This is a genomic window from Endozoicomonas sp. GU-1 (assembly GCF_027366395.1).
In the GTDB taxonomy this organism is placed as follows: Bacteria; Pseudomonadota; Gammaproteobacteria; order Pseudomonadales; family Endozoicomonadaceae; genus Endozoicomonas.
In genome coordinates, this window is record NZ_CP114771.1 from 1,508,750 (window position 1) to 1,522,212 (window position 13,463).

Consider the following 13,463-nt stretch of genomic DNA (forward strand, 5'->3'; position numbering starts at 1 on the left):
TGCAGGGCTGCCCGGGACAAACGACACAGGCAGTGCAGCACTGGTTGCCTGTACCATGTCAGGGGGCTCAAGGCAGGAAAACATCGTCGTAGAAAATTCAACGATCGAGGTCACGGCTAAACAACCTTCGGTAAAACAACACAGACAGCTGGGGATGCTGGCGGGCAAGATGAACGACAGCGCCGTACTCAGGGACAACCAGATCAACAACGTCAACATTATTATTCAGGGCAGTGGGATTGACGTCGGCATGCTGGCCGGGCAAGCACTGGATAGAGCCACCATCGACAGCAACCAGGTTGAAAACTGCAAGGTATGCCTCTCAGGATTTGGCAGTAGCAAGAAGAGTATCGGTATTAAGACCATGGCCGAGACCAATATCAACATCGGCCTGATCGCAGGGAAAATGGTTGGTAACGAACATAACAATGTAGTCGTTAAAAACTCAACGTTGATTCATAACCGCATTGAAAGCTCACAGGACGTTTGGGCGGCCAATATCGGTGGTGTTGCCGGCAGGGCCGATTTTGCCCGTATTGAAGATACGCAGGCCCACAGTCAAAACAAAATTCATTATCATTCCATAATAATTGATGGACGCATCGCAGTGGTGGTTGCTGATGCCCGTCATTGCACAATTCTGGATACTACCACCCGCGACAACCACCTGCAGGCAACCGTTAACTCTTTCTTACCGGCACATGTTGGCATCGTTACCGCAGATTGTCACAATAGTACTATCAAGCATACCCTGGACATCGGCTCTGATCTGGACTTGTCCCAAAGCAGCCTTCGAAAAGATTCGGCGGGAGGCCATGTGGCCGTTGCTGCGGCTGTTGCCGAGGGCTGTAGCATTCATAACACAACTGCCAGAGAAACGATAATCGATGCTGAAACGAACAAAAGCTCCGTTGCAATTGCTGTGGCGTTTAACGATGCTAACACCACAGTCCACCGAACAACTGCCGTTGACTGTGGACTATTCGCCTGGGAAAAAAACACGAACCATTATACAGGAAGTGCGGCGGTCGGTGTTGCTGCCGGTCGCCAGGATAACTTTGGCAGGATCAGCGATACCCGGGCCTGCGGCAGTGCCATCAAAGGGTATCGCGCCGGCATAGCAGCTGGTGATCCTCGTCGCAACTTTTCCGGCACAGTTGCCTGCAATACTGAGTTAACCAGTTCTGCTGATGGTATCAGCACCACGTTAAATCTTGCCTGCGATAATGCCAGTTGCCCCGCAACCGACAGAGCCGACATTGCTACTGTAGCCCCCAGTGACCGGATACCAGCCACCATTAAACACTCGTCGTCAACCGAAATACCCTCCCGGCAAAATGGGTCGTCACTATCTGTTGCGGCCGGTAACGGGACCGTCAACAGCACGGCTTCAGCCCTTCATAATAACAGCGAGGAAGTTAACGTTGAATTTCCAACAGTCCTGACCACCGGCATTGTGGCAGGGGGAATGATTGCTGGCGGTGTAACCCTTTATGCCCTGTATCAGTGGTACCATGGCTACCAGCAAGGGTTAAAAGGTAAAGCGTTGGCCATCTATCCGCTTACCCGGATCAAAGAAGCCATAAGTCAGCGTTTTTCCACCGCAACCCCTGATACAGGCCTGGAGTTGTCTGAATTAGTAGGCGCAGGTGATACCAGCCTTAGTAGTTAACCAAATGAAATCAGGCGTCAGGTCTCTCTCCGTAAGAGATATGGTACCTTAGTTTTTATGACTCACGGTCTAAATCACCAATCCAAAATAACCTGAGTATCATCACAGTTTTTCGAAAAAAAACTAACAACCTCCATCGCCACCGCCATCACAGCTGCCACCGCCACCGCCATCACAGCTGCCACCGCCGCCACCGCCATAACAATCACCATCATCAAGGACAAGGACACCGAAACTGTTGGAATGACCATGGTTATTATCTGATGGTCTTTTTTTCAAAAAATAGGCACGTCTCGGCGATGCTCCACGACTCTCTAGCTCATCGAGGAGAAAGCCGTTTTGATAGTAGTTACTGTAGTAATGAGCATAAGTATATGCTGACCACCTCTTAGGATTTCTTGATTGAAAATAGACGGTATCATTAATATTTTGCAAAGCACCCGGGGTCTTAAGAAGGGATTGCACAGTTTGGGTTTTGCCTTTTTTTAATGCCAGCATCAGGAGCGTTTCTCCACGAGCTGTCTTACAGTTGAGATTTAACAATGGCTGCCCTTTACTATTTGTCAAATTAGCCAGATACTTCGTTGTTCTTGGCCGATCATAATAGCCCGTCACTACATCCATGATAATCTTGGATCTTATCGGTTCTTGTTGTAATTCGGTGACCAGACATTCGTTTTGTTCCAGTAAAGCATCGCATAATTCCCAATTCTTTTCCGAGATTGCATATTTAAAGGCATAAAGGGCAAGTAGCATTTCCTCCTTGCCTTGTGCAACCTTAATCCTGGCATTAGGCTGACGCCGAAGCACTTGTAAAGTAAGATCATATTGCTGCTTATCGGTAATCTTTTTCTTATCCCTGGCACAAAAAATTATTTCCAATAAATGATAATCAGATTTGTTGTGTGTATCCACGCAGGTTTCTTTAACGAGCAATAAACTAACCATTTCCCAGTGTTTTGCCCGGGCTGCGGCCATTATTGGTGTGTTACCACTTTTAAGGCTTTGATAATTGATATCAACACCCGCCTTTCTCAAAAGACTTTCAAGGCACACCAGATTATTCGCAACGGCTTTTCTATACAACCTTCGAGCAGATTTCGTCTTGACAAACGTATCCAGAAGCCGTTCGGCTTGTGTCAGTGAAGCGCAAACTGAGCCATCAGGAAAACAATCATGGGTTGAATTGTTGAAGAAATCACTCACTGCTTTTTTTACCAATCCATTCTGCTTGAAGTTCTGCCAGAAACCGAGACTTGTGTTGAGTTGAATTTCTGAGCAGGGATCTCCTGCGAGCAATATCCTTTTCAGCAGCACTTTATTACTGATCGTTTCTTTTCCTGGACTTGTCTGCTGCATCACATTTGTGAGCAGGGAGGTCATATTTCTTTTTTCAGCCGTGGTTCGATCAGCAAGTTTAACACCCCCTGAATAAGCACAAGAGGGACACTTTCCCATAACTGGCAGTTTTTTACCCCAGCTGCCAACGCTGGTTTTTCCACGTCCCGAGAAATAACCCGTGTGACCGGGTTGATTCAGTTTCAATCCATTTTTCAAACCAGAGGCTGAAGGATGCGCAATTTCTACGGTTACATTTACTCTTATGGTTGAAAGCATCAGTTTATCCTTACTTGTTAATTATTTTAGTTATTCATTTATCTTATATTATGAGTCGAAAAGTTATCCAAAAGTTCCCTGATTCAAAATATGAAGCTATATAGATAGTTATTGCATCAGATACCCATTTAAGTATCTAACCAGATGAAAAATAGCCAAGGGAAAACAACCTGTGCCGACAAGGATAAATGGCAACGCTGTGGTGAAAGACTGAAGGAGCAATTTGCCTTCGATGAACCTTACATCAGGGAACTTTGTGCTCTCAAATATGTACCAGAACCCGATGAGAGAGCTCCAGAGGCGGACAGCGGTCAATTTATCTATCTCGAAGCGCGATTAAGCGACTTATTTGACACCATTGATAATCTCTGATGAATCAACTTTCATGGAACTTTCTTATCAGAACGATGTCCAAAAGTTATAACTATCGCATCTCTATCGATGCATTGTATGAAATTTATTGAAATTTCAGCCTTCGACAATGGAAAATAACTTAGGGAAAACAAGCTATGAAAAGTATCTCTGAAATTGCAGCTTCCGCCGGAAATATATTGATTGAGGCGATTAAAGCTCCGTTTAAACTGATCGGCTATTGCTTCGGCAGGGTCGTAAAGTCGATTTCGTCTACCTTTAATTACCTGTCCGGTAGATCAGACAGTTCCGAACAGAGTCAAGCTCCTAACAAAACCCTGGACTCACGCACGGTTTCAACTGGTACGGTTTCAGCTGAAAAGCTAGAAGATGATGTGCTTGATAATTTGCATAACTCATTTACAAACTGCCTGAACCTTTACTTGAATCTTTTAGAAGAGTTAAAACAAAAGGCCTACTATATCTTTATTGCCAAAAATATTATTTCCAGCAATCTTCAGGTTGATCCTGCAAAAATCAAAAGAAAAAACATTGACAAGGCTATTAAGCTTTTAAAGGTAGTTAACAACACTCTGGATTTAGGTTTTAGTGATAAATTCTTTGATATTCCGCCAGATTCTCAACCAAACAATGCTGGGTTTATCAAAATTTTAAAAGAATTTAAGCAACCGCTTGAATCATTGATTCATACTACTCGTCCTGAAAAATATAAGCTTCATGACTCAGTTATAGCTATTAAGCTTATACAACATACAATTAACCAGCTGATTGCTACCAAATCTGCTGACAAGGACAAATGGCAACTCTGCGGTCATCAACTGGAAAGTCGTTTTGAATTTGATGCCCCTTACTTCAGGGACATTTGCAATCTCAAATATGTACCAGAACCCGGTGGAAAAGCGCCAAAGGCGGACATTGGTCACTTTAATGAACTTGATGCACAATTAAGAACCTTATTTAACACCGTTGATAATCTGTAACTAACAGGTATCTGAATATAATCAAATGAACGATTGTGAACGGGAACCATAAACCTGCAAATATGTCAAAGCCGGGTTGCTGACCGAGAATAGACTACCCCACTCGACAGTAAATTGATCGGCCTCCCGGGAGGATTATCATACAAATGATAAACACATGAATTCAGCACATTTAAATGCTTCAGGTGCAAAAATTGAGGCCATAGCCTCATATTTATTGACCAGGGCCAGTTCTGAGCAACCAGTATCGGGCACAACGTCCTCTCACAGAGAGGTAAGAGTTCAAGGCCAGCCTCTTGACCTGGGCATAAAACCAAAGCAGGGGGAGGAAAGGTCTGTGGCTCAAGACCTCAGGGAGAGAATGTGCAAATTAACCACCCCTGAAAACCAGGTTGCTGGCGGACAGGGTCAACAGCCTTCAGGGCCAGATCAGGCAAGTCAACATGTCGAATTTTATCACCCGACTGGGTTTTACGGTCACAATTCACAAACTAATGAACAGCAGTTTATGCAGCCCAATACAGCAGCCCTGCCATCAGAAAAGCGCAAGACTCATCGATGTTTATTCGATGGTTGCGGTAAAACATTTACTCGCAATAATCATCTGAAAAGACACCAACTCACTCATCTGGGTCACAGGCCATTGAAATGTGAGTTTGAGGGTTGTGACAGCAGATTTTATTGTCAGTCTGACCTGAAAAAACATCGACGCATTCATACGGGGGAGAGACCGTTTGAATGTAAGCATTGCGATAAACGCTATATCCAGAAGAGTGATCTGGAAATACACAAACTCACTCATACAGGGGAGAAGCCGCATGCATGTGAGATTTGCAATAAAGGATTTATCAGAAAGGGAAGTTTGACAAGACACAAACGCACTCATACAGGGGAGAGGCCGTATGAATGTGAGATTTGTAATAAAGGATTTATCAGAAAGGGAAGTTTGACAAGACACAAACTCACTCATACAGGGGAGAGGCCGTATGAATGTGAGATTTGTAATAAAAGATTTATCAGAAAGGAAAATCTGGCAAGACACAAACGCATTCATAGGAGTTAGAAGCCATTTGAGTTAGAAGCTATTCAAAATGAAGATGCTCCTATTCAAGGCAAGCTTATTGAGTGCGAATGGCCTGCCACGCCTCTAACGCTGTAGCCCGGGACTTTTTCAAATCAACCACAGGCGCTGGGTAATTTTCCCCCAGGAAAACACCTGACTGGCAAAGGACATTGTCGTCCGCTTCCCAGGGCGCAAACAGAAACTTATTCGGTAACCCGGAAAGCTCAGGCACATATCGCCGTATATACTCGCCATCAGGATCAAACTTCTGCCCCTGGGTAACCGGATTAAAAACCCGGAAATAGGGTGCCGCATCCGCACCTGAACCCGCCACCCATTGCCAGCTTGCCGAGTTGCTGGACAGATCAGCGTCCACCAGGCAGTCCCAGAACCAGGCTTCACCATGCCGCCATGGCTGCAATAAGTTTTTGACCAGAAATGAGCCGACAATCATTCTCACCCGGTTGTGCATAAACCCGGTTTGCCCCAGTTCGCGCATCCCGGCATCGACAATGGGGATGCCGGTCAGTCCCTTCTGCCATCGCCTGAGTTTTTCGGGATCATCCTGCCAGGGAAAGCCGTCAAACTTTGGCTGGAAATTTTGCTCCGGCAGTGTTGGGAAGTGGTACAGCAGATAATAAGAAAACTCACGCCAGCCCAGTTCTGAGTGAAAACAGTCAAGGTCCGTCTCCACATTACTGTCGGTTGCTGCAGCCGCCGACGCGTACCAGACCTGATTGGGGGATACCTCGCCAAAATGAAGATGGGCTGACAGTTGTGAAATGCTGCGCCTGGCAGGGAAATCACGCCCTGTTTTATACCCATTCAGCCCCTCGCCCAGAAAATCCTGAAGTTTGTTTTTTGCCGCTGTCTCACCAACCCCTCTGCCCTGCTCACACCAGTAGACATACAGATTATGGTCCCAGCGCACCTGCTTTGCCTCACCGGCAGAATCAGGATTATGGGCGGGGACAAAACCTCCGGCTGGCAATAGATCAAGGTCATTGATGTCGCTTTTCGAGGTTGTTGCAACGCACCGGATTTTTTTCGGTACCGGCAATGGCTCCCTGGGCGGTTCAGCTACCAGGCACCCTTTGCGATAGTAAGGCGTAAATACCCGGTAGGGCGTTCGATCCTTTTTCAGCACGGTCCATGGTTCCCAGAGCAGGGAACCATTGAAGCTTTTGACTTCCAGCCCGTCATTTCGCAGGGCTTTCTTTATTTGCTGATCCCGCTGGATCCGCCAGGGTTCATAGCAGCGATTCCAATAAACGGCATCCACCTTATATTCCGCTGCCACTTCCGGAAGCACTTTTGCCGCGTCCCCCTGAAGCACCAGCAGTCGGCCTTTCAGAGCGTCGTTTAATGCTGCCAGTGAGTGGTGCAGCCACCAGCGGCTGGCCCTGCCGGGAGCCCATTGACCGGCAGAGTGATCATCCAGAATAAACACCGGAAGCACCTGGCCATTGCCAGACGCCTCAAACAGAGAGGGGTTATCAGACAACCTGAGATCCTGACGAAACCAGTGAATAATAACCATTTTATCTCCTTAGGTTTTGCACCATCAAAAAGGCAGCTTTTCGCCATCCCAGGCAAACATGTGACCACTGTCCCCTGGTGTCAACTGATCAATCACCTGCAAAAGCCGTTCTGCCGAGTAGTCCGCCGAAAAGAGTTTACCCTCAGGCACGCCGGACTGAAACGGCATGGACAAATGACTATCCACTGTGCCCGGATGCAATGCAGCAATAATCGATGCTTTGTTTTTTCTGGCAATTTCGATGGCCAGGCTCTTGATAATCATATTCAGCGCTGCCTTTGATGCCCGGTAGGCATACCAGCCGCCTAATTGATTATCAGAAATACTGCCCACTCTGCCGGATAACACGGCAAACACATTCTTACGGTTTCTGGCCAGCTTGGGAAGAAAATATTTGGCAACCATGGCGGGTCCGGTGGTATTGACGGCGAAGATTCTGGCAAAGTGATCGGGCTGGAAATCCTTGATGGATTTTTCCGGCTTCAGGCCTTCCCCCTCATGGAGGATACCGGTGGTGACCAAGACCAGGTCCAACGGCTCCGAAATTTGCTCCGCACCATTGGCAATACTGTTTTCATCCAGAAGATCCATGGGGTGAAAAACGGTTTTGTTCAGCTGGTCAAACTCAGGCTCACTGCGTGATAAAGCATAAATTCTAGTGACTTTTGGTAGCTGCTCCAGCCAATGGACCATGGCTTTGCCGATAGCACCGGAGGCTCCGATGACGGCCACATGCAAGCCCTCGGCAAATGAGTCCAGTTTCAATTCTGTCATGCAGCACTCCATATATCTGGGTAGAAAAGACAGCCTCAGGCAGACAGGCTGAATGGCGTTGCGTTTAACCGATTATTTCTATAAAAACTTCTCTACGGAGCCTGTAACTCAACAGATCGTCCAACGGACTATGATTATCCCCCTGCATAAGTAGTTAATGTCAATGTCATGGACCGGGCAGGCACTATTTTTGCTGCTTTACCGGGGCCGCCACACTGATTTACGGCACTCTTCAATACTGGGGGAACAGACCATGAAAATTGTTATTGCACCCGATTCCTTTAAGGAGTGTCTTACCGCAGCCAAAGTAGCACAGGCCATTGCAAGCGGTTTGCAGCAGGTTCTGCCGGATGCAGAGTGCATCAAGGTTCCGGTTGCCGACGGTGGCGAAGGTACGCTGCAATCACTGGTAGACGCCACCGGTGGCACACTGGTGGATGTTGCGGTAACCGGCCCAATGGGAGAGACCGTTCAGGCCTGCTTCGGCCTGCTGGGTGATGGTGAAACCGCTGTCATTGAAATGGCCGGGGCTTCAGGGATTGAGTTGGTACCCGGGGATCAACGCAACCCGATGGTCAGTACCACCCGGGGGACCGGAGAGTTGATTCTCAGCGCCCTGGACCAGGGCATTAAACGCATCATCGTCGGTATTGGCGGCAGTGCCACTAACGACGGTGGCGCAGGTATGATGCAGGCACTGGGGGTAAAACTGCTGGATGCTGAAGGCCGGGATCTGCCCCGGGGTGGTGCAGCGCTATCACGTCTGTGTCGCATTGACACCGGCCCGATGGATAAACGACTCCAGACCATCGAGTTTATTGCGGCCTGCGATGTGGACAATCCGCTAACCGGAGCCAATGGTGCTTCAGCAGTGTTTGGTCCCCAGAAAGGGGCAACTCCTGAGATGGTCGAACAACTGGACCAGGCATTGACACACTATGCCAGCGTTCTGCAACGGGACCTTGGCAAAGATGTTGGGCAACAGCCAGGAGCAGGCGCTGCCGGAGGCATGGGTGCTGCCCTGCTGGCGTTTCTGGATGCTGAACTGAAACCGGGTATTAACATTGTCATGGATGCCGTCGGCCTGGCAGAAAAACTGATCGGCGCTGATCTGGTGATTACCGGAGAGGGCCGGATTGATGGACAAACCGCACAGGGAAAAACACCCGTGGGGGTTGCCCGGATTGCCAAACAGTTCAATCTTCCGGTGATTGCTCTGGCTGGCTCTGTGGGTTCCGATGTTGACGCGGTCTACGACTGTGGCATTGATGCGATGTTCCCGATTGTTCAGGGTGCAGTCCCACTGTCCGAGGCCCTGGCCAAAGGTGAGGAGAACCTGATCCGGGCCGCCAGGAACCTGGCCAGTGCCTTGATACTCCTGCGGTAATATTTTGTCTTAACCACAAATACTCATGACGATTGTTCGTTACCCTCTGGTATGAAAGATTTGCCACGGAGGCACGGAGACTCAGAGGTAAAACTTTATCTTGTTCCGAAAGTCCTGAACTGCTGGAATTGCCATCGTTTTCAGCAAAGAGGGTTTTCCGGATAATCGCTTCTGCTTTTTTCCGGATAAATGATTCGGTTTGATTGTTCTCTTTTAACCAATCCGTGAAGTCACGTTCGAACGCTTGCCATTGCACGCCAGACAGTTGTTGCAATGAGACTCTCTTATCTGGGTTGTTCTTGATAGAACCCACGGCGCGATCTTGTAAGTTCTCACTAGCTGTTTTCCAAGGGCCGATCAAAGGACTATATTGCTCATTTCCCGGAATTGCACAAAATTTTTCCATTGCACTCACCATTGCCTCAAATAGATACCATTTTTTATATGGCTCAACGATTGGGATTTTTCCTTTGGCAAGAACATCGGAGATGCTGATATCACCGGAACTCCAATTGATTACAGAACCTTGTTGTAAAAGATCAAAGTCACTATTTACTATTCGATCAGGGGTAATAATGTTTATATTTTTTTCCTGCTGACCACCGGGATTTTGGAAAGTCATGATCACATCTTTTTTATCATCACTGTTGATTTTAAATAAATTAACAGACTTATAGGGAAAAAAGTCCGGCTGCTGTTCAGAGAAATACTCCCTGACGTGGCCAGGATTAAGCTGCCGAGAGCTGACTAACACCACATCTCTGTCGTTGTCTCCTTCCATCAGCACCAGAATTTTCAGCGCCTGAGCAAGAAAATTTTTAGCATGACCATAGACAAAATAAAATACGCTCTGGTCATTCCCATCACTGCTTTTGCTCAGTGGATTAGCGCAATACTTACGCAGTAAATCGTCCTTGAATACAGTGTCAGGGTATGTATTTTCCATCAGGTATAAACGCTGACAGCTAAAGCCCATATCAATCTCTTCTATTCCATGAAGGCCTGTTTCACTATATTCTCCGCTTTTGACTTCATATTCACTAACACCCACAGTTTTGCTGGCAAATTCACCTTCGCTGTTTGCCAGCGGTGCTATCAAACCACTCGGGCCATGCAAGATAAAATTGGCCTCATGCAGCAATTGACAGACTTCCTCTTCCTGATGCACTGCGGCTAACTGCTGTTGTTCAGGTAGCCGGAATCTTTGTTGATGGAGACCATCCAGAATGAAGGTTTTAACGTCATCAAAGGTAGCAATGGATCTTAATCGATTCAGCTCATCAATGTCAGCGGCATGGTGTTCAAAGACAAATGAGCAAGTTGCTTCAGGAAAGAGTTTCCTGACATAACCTAACGCCCTTACCCCGGATGTAATATCACCATACCCCCTCCTTAAAATGGTATTGCCAAAGAACTGCCGGGTAGCAACCACAATTTTGATGGTTCTGTTCTTAAAGCCTGGGCTACCTTTTGAGTCAGGCTCATTTAAAAGTCTTGTCAGGTCTTGACTAAAAAGTCCTGAATTAAGCGCTGTAACATTCATGTTTTTTCCTGGGTCCTCTTCTGTAATATTTGTATCCTCTTGGAGCATAACAAAAAATGTATCCAAACCTTTTCAAAACATCACCCTTTTCAATTTGGATTAATAATAAAAATAAATCCCTAACATAAATGACAGCTACAGTGACAATGCTTCAACCGGATAAGCCAGTCCTTTCGCTCCACCTCCATTACAGAGGCTTCATCACTGCAACCAATAGTGCAGGATGATACGACCATGCCGATATGGGCTATGAACTCCTTCATTTTTACCAGACTCAGCTTTACCCGGGATTGTTCATGGCCAAAGAACCTGAAGATAAAAATCAGCCCGATGATAACAGTGGCAATGTCATCGATATGTTCACCCGCAAGCCTCTGGACGAGGTTAACCTTCATCAGATTGTGCGCATTGCTCCTGAACTGGATGGTATGGAAATGCTCTACAGCAATGATGCCAATCCGGGCAAGCTGTTCAGCATGAAAATTCTCTGCTGGGCAATGATGAAAGACGGCACGGTTGATGCCCTCATCCCCTGGCTGAATAAGGTGGTACCCGCCCGTGAGCTCAATGACCCATTAAATGGCCACTGGGAAGGTTACTTTGACAAGATACACGACCATGCATTTTTCGACGTACCGGATCACAAGGTTGCGGAACTGGAAAACGCGGCCAATTACTACCCACCCATAGAGTCGGATGAAGCTGTCATTATTCAGGAAATCCCCGACACCATCGGCACCCATGCCATTCTGACCGAAGACCAGTTTAAAACGATTGTACTGGTTCATGTCACCAGCTGGCGTTTGTACAATGATGGTCGGGTCATGGCCATGGTGGCCGATGATAAAAAGATCGAAAACACACCGGTACTACCGGGTGATGAGTGCCTGTTTGCGGCCCAGGATCACGAACACTTCCATTACTTTTTCCATTATGTCATTGCGAATAAAATCAAACGTGGAGATCCGGAGGCTTTAGCGGCATTTACCCACCTGGTAGAAGGTTAATCCTTCTGCTACGCCAGGGTATTGCCTGGATTAACCTGCACACGGCGAAACCACTTTCCGACCATTTCTGATTCCTTGTCAACCACAAAGTCGAGAGCTAGATTTTCCGGAGTATTTAAAGAGAATAAAATTATGGATCTGAGTGCTGGCAAAGCATTTGCTATTGATCACACATATTCCAAACCCAAAACTTTCGAGGACTTTGCTACCAAGACTACTTCCAGTGTTGAGGACGTACTGAAAAAGGCCAGAAGCTTTGGCTTTCGGGATGTTGATATCCACTTTGGCTCCAAAAAAATTCCTCCGGGTGAAGAGGATGACCAAACCATTTACATTCTGGATGGCAAGCGTTTCTGTTTTACTGGTTTAACAAAAAATACCGTGGATCAGAGAACCCCCAGGCTGGTCAAAAAATATTTCACGCCACCCATTCTGAGGAAAATATGTCAGTCTGATAATATCAGGGTGGAAGCTGCCTATGAAATGATTGAAAAAGCGTTTAAGTATCACGATTTCATTGAGGAAAGCGTCTGGAAATTCAGGCCAAAGAAAGAAAAACTCCCGGATTTTTTCAAAACGTGCAGTGACGGAGATCACTTCAAGTATCTACAAGATATTTCCCTGGGAATGAAAGACGGACCAAATATTTCAGCGGATCGCAATGCCTATTACCTTTTGGCGCTTTGGGCTGAGTTATCAAATGCAATGTCACCGGACTTCCATAGACAAGATCTGTTTAAATGGAAGGATTTTGCCGTAGTAAAATGTCGACCTGAAAGACATAAACGAAAACCAACGCCTGAAATACTCATACCACGACCGCGCAAAAAATTGAGGGTCGAAGAAAAAATCGACTCCTCAGCCGTAAACATTACGCTTTCAGGTTCCGGTAACAATCATCAGTGTTTGCCAGATCATCAACAGAAAACGGCCGATACGCAGAAACCATCAGATTTGGAGAGAACCTCAGCACCGCACGATGCCGGGATTGAACAGCCAACCAGCCAGAACAATAAAGAACCTTTGCAGGAAGCTTCTTCATGCAGAGAAAATCACAGTACCTTCTTAGAAATAAATGCCAAAGATTATGGGCCATCATGCAGTAATACCGACGACTCAACGGTTTGCGACAGCGACCAATCCACTGTTTATGACAGCGACGAATCAACTGATTACGACAGCAATGAATCAACTGATTACGACAGCGACGAATCAACTGTTGATGATAGGGATGAGGTCACTTGTGACAACACTGGCAGCCAAACTGCACAAAGCCATTCTATAGAAAAAGAAACAAGAGAAGAAGAAAGTGAAATAACGATTCTAAAGGTCAACCATCTCTCTCAACAAGTCATAAAGAACCTTGAGCGTCTTAAGCAAAAGCAAACGCAAACCAACCGGCCAGCAGTATCAGTTTCCCAGAAGAGGCAGATGATGGTCACTTTACACGAAGGGTTAACGCTGATTAACGGCCTCAAGGTCATAAAACATAAATAATGCCGGAAGCA

Annotated in this window: 10 protein-coding genes; 7 read left to right on the forward strand and 3 right to left on the reverse strand. The window is 46.6% G+C overall.

From position 1 onward, the window contains the following. Positions 1 to 55: 55 nt before the first annotated feature. On the forward strand, positions 56 to 1,672 hold the full coding sequence (locus O3276_RS06180; RefSeq protein ID WP_269674852.1) for a hypothetical protein: 1,617 nt from the start codon (positions 56 to 58) through the stop codon (positions 1,670 to 1,672). A gap of 123 nt (positions 1,673 to 1,795) precedes the next feature. Here O3276_RS06180 and O3276_RS06185 read toward each other — a convergent pair whose 3' ends face one another. Then, a complete protein-coding gene (locus tag O3276_RS06185; RefSeq protein WP_269674853.1) occupies positions 1,796 to 3,289 on the reverse strand; it encodes an ankyrin repeat domain-containing protein in 1,494 nt (497 codons plus the stop codon). A gap of 144 nt (positions 3,290 to 3,433) precedes the next feature. Here O3276_RS06185 and O3276_RS06190 point away from each other — a divergent pair, with 144 nt between their 5' ends. The 3 genes from O3276_RS06190 (at position 3,434) to O3276_RS06200 (ending at position 5,704) form a co-directional block, all read left to right on the forward strand. Next, the gene (locus O3276_RS06190; RefSeq protein WP_269674854.1) at positions 3,434 to 3,661 is read left to right on the forward strand and encodes a hypothetical protein; all 228 of its coding nucleotides are present in this window, start codon (positions 3,434 to 3,436) and stop codon (positions 3,659 to 3,661) included. Positions 3,662 to 3,798: 137 nt separating this feature from the next. Then, positions 3,799 to 4,641: a hypothetical protein gene (locus O3276_RS06195; protein WP_269674855.1), complete on the forward strand. Its 843-nt coding sequence runs from the start codon at positions 3,799 to 3,801 to the stop codon at positions 4,639 to 4,641. A gap of 157 nt (positions 4,642 to 4,798) precedes the next feature. Continuing rightward, positions 4,799 to 5,704, forward strand: a complete 906-nt coding sequence (locus O3276_RS06200) for a C2H2-type zinc finger protein (protein ID WP_269674856.1) — start codon at positions 4,799 to 4,801, stop codon at positions 5,702 to 5,704. A 55-nt stretch (positions 5,705 to 5,759) separates the two neighbouring features. Here the strand turns inward: O3276_RS06200 and O3276_RS06205 are convergent, their stop codons facing one another. Next, a complete protein-coding gene (locus tag O3276_RS06205; protein ID WP_269674857.1) occupies positions 5,760 to 7,244 on the reverse strand; it encodes a cryptochrome/photolyase family protein in 1,485 nt (494 codons plus the stop codon). 24 nt (positions 7,245 to 7,268) lie between these two features. Continuing rightward, on the reverse strand, positions 7,269 to 8,018 hold the full coding sequence (locus tag O3276_RS06210; protein WP_269674858.1) for an SDR family NAD(P)-dependent oxidoreductase: 750 nt from the start codon (positions 8,016 to 8,018) through the stop codon (positions 7,269 to 7,271). Between the two features lie 253 nt (positions 8,019 to 8,271). Here O3276_RS06210 and O3276_RS06215 point away from each other — a divergent pair, with 253 nt between their 5' ends. The 3 genes from O3276_RS06215 to O3276_RS06225 all read left to right on the forward strand — a co-directional run bounded on the left by O3276_RS06215 (position 8,272) and on the right by O3276_RS06225 (position 13,452). Continuing rightward, positions 8,272 to 9,405 (forward strand): glycerate kinase, encoded by a 1,134-nt coding sequence (locus O3276_RS06215; protein WP_269674859.1) that lies wholly within the window; start codon positions 8,272 to 8,274, stop codon positions 9,403 to 9,405. Between the two features lie 1,839 nt (positions 9,406 to 11,244). Further along, the gene (locus O3276_RS06220) at positions 11,245 to 11,955 is read left to right on the forward strand and encodes a hypothetical protein (RefSeq protein WP_269674860.1); all 711 of its coding nucleotides are present in this window, start codon (positions 11,245 to 11,247) and stop codon (positions 11,953 to 11,955) included. 381 nt (positions 11,956 to 12,336) lie between these two features. After that, positions 12,337 to 13,452: a hypothetical protein gene (locus O3276_RS06225; protein ID WP_269674861.1), complete on the forward strand. Its 1,116-nt coding sequence runs from the start codon at positions 12,337 to 12,339 to the stop codon at positions 13,450 to 13,452. Positions 13,453 to 13,463: the final 11 nt, after the last annotated feature.

Bases quoted from the DNA above. Each gene is read 5' to 3' on its own strand.
- O3276_RS06180 (WP_269674852.1), top strand. From the start codon at position 56: ATGTCAGGGGGCTCAAGGCAGGAAAACATCGTCGTAGAAAATTCAACG.
- O3276_RS06185 (WP_269674853.1), bottom strand. From the start codon at position 3,289: ATGCTTTCAACCATAAGAGTAAATGTAACCGTAGAAATTGCGCATCCT.
- O3276_RS06190 (WP_269674854.1), top strand. From the start codon at position 3,434: ATGAAAAATAGCCAAGGGAAAACAACCTGTGCCGACAAGGATAAATGG.
- O3276_RS06195 (WP_269674855.1), top strand. From the start codon at position 3,799: ATGAAAAGTATCTCTGAAATTGCAGCTTCCGCCGGAAATATATTGATT.
- O3276_RS06200 (WP_269674856.1), top strand. From the start codon at position 4,799: ATGAATTCAGCACATTTAAATGCTTCAGGTGCAAAAATTGAGGCCATA.
- O3276_RS06205 (WP_269674857.1), bottom strand. From the start codon at position 7,244: ATGGTTATTATTCACTGGTTTCGTCAGGATCTCAGGTTGTCTGATAAC.
- O3276_RS06210 (WP_269674858.1), bottom strand. From the start codon at position 8,018: ATGACAGAATTGAAACTGGACTCATTTGCCGAGGGCTTGCATGTGGCC.
- O3276_RS06215 (WP_269674859.1), top strand. From the start codon at position 8,272: ATGAAAATTGTTATTGCACCCGATTCCTTTAAGGAGTGTCTTACCGCA.
- O3276_RS06220 (WP_269674860.1), top strand. From the start codon at position 11,245: ATGGCCAAAGAACCTGAAGATAAAAATCAGCCCGATGATAACAGTGGC.